The sequence below is a fragment of the Pseudomonas sp. DrBHI1 genome, assembly GCF_002205115.1.
GTDB classification, from domain to species: Bacteria; Pseudomonadota; Gammaproteobacteria; order Pseudomonadales; family Pseudomonadaceae; genus Aquipseudomonas; species Aquipseudomonas mosselii.
This window is the reverse complement of sequence record NZ_NIBE01000099.1, coordinates 1-1004: the sequence shown is the minus strand read 5'-3', so window position 1 is coordinate 1004 and position 1004 is coordinate 1. Positions and strand designations below refer to the sequence as shown.

Sequence of the window (1004 nt, the reverse complement as noted above, 5' to 3'; positions counted from 1 at the left end):
GAGGCGCAGCACGATCAGTTGGCGGCCCATGGCAGCGCCGAGATCCTCCAGGCCGACTTGGCCGGGCTGGCCCTGCAGCTGGCGCGCTGGGGTGTGCCACCGGAGCAGCTCAGCTGGCTCGACCAGCCACCGGCCGCTGCTTACGGCCAGGCCCAGGACCTGCTGGCCCGGCTCGGTGCCTTCAAGCCCGGTTGCCGCGACAACTTGAGTTCACATGGCCAGGCCATGGCCGAGCTGCCTGCGCATCCGCGCATCGCCCACCTGCTGCTGCGCGGGCAGGATCTCGGATTGGCCGACATGGCCTGCGATGTCGCCGCGCTGCTGGGCGAGCGCGACATCCTGCGCGGCGGCGGTGCCGACCTGCACAGCCGGCTGGCGCTGCTCAGCGGTGAAAGCCGCGCCTCCCGTGGCGGGCAGGGCGGCGTGCAGCGCGCCCGGCAACTGGCTCGGCAGTACCGCGGCCAGTTGCGTGGCAAACCGCGCAGCCCGGTCGCCGACCCCGACCATCCCCGCTGGCTGGGCGCCGTGCTGGCGCTGGCCTACCCCGACCGGGTGGCGCAGCAGCGTCGCGAAGGCGGCGCCGAGTACCGCCTGGCCAATGGCCGGGCGGCGTTGTTCGCCGAAGCCGATGCGCTGATGAAAAGCCCGTGGTTGGTGATTGCCGACCTGGGCAGCCGCCAGGGACAGCGTGAGGAACGCATCTACCTGGCCGCCGAATTCGATCCGGCGCTGTTCGACGGTGTGCTGGCCGAGCAGGTGGAGCAACTCGACCTGCTCGACTGGGACGAACGTGAACAGGTGCTGCGCGCCGAGCGCCAGCGCAAGGTCGGTGAGCTGGTGCTCAGCCGTGAACCGTTGCCGGGGCTGGATGACGACGCACGGGCCAGGGCATTGCTGGGGCTGGTGCGGCGCAAGGGCCTGAACCTGCTGACCTGGACCCCGGAACTGCGCCAGTGGCAGGCCCGCGTCGCGCTGCTGCGTCAGCTGGATCTGGAAAAGGACGG

At 71.3% G+C, this 1004-nt stretch carries 1 pseudogene; it reads left to right on the top strand.

From position 1 onward, the window contains the following. Positions 1 to 1004 (top strand): annotated as a pseudogene (locus CC207_RS20005) (ATP-dependent helicase HrpB); the annotation flags it as partial.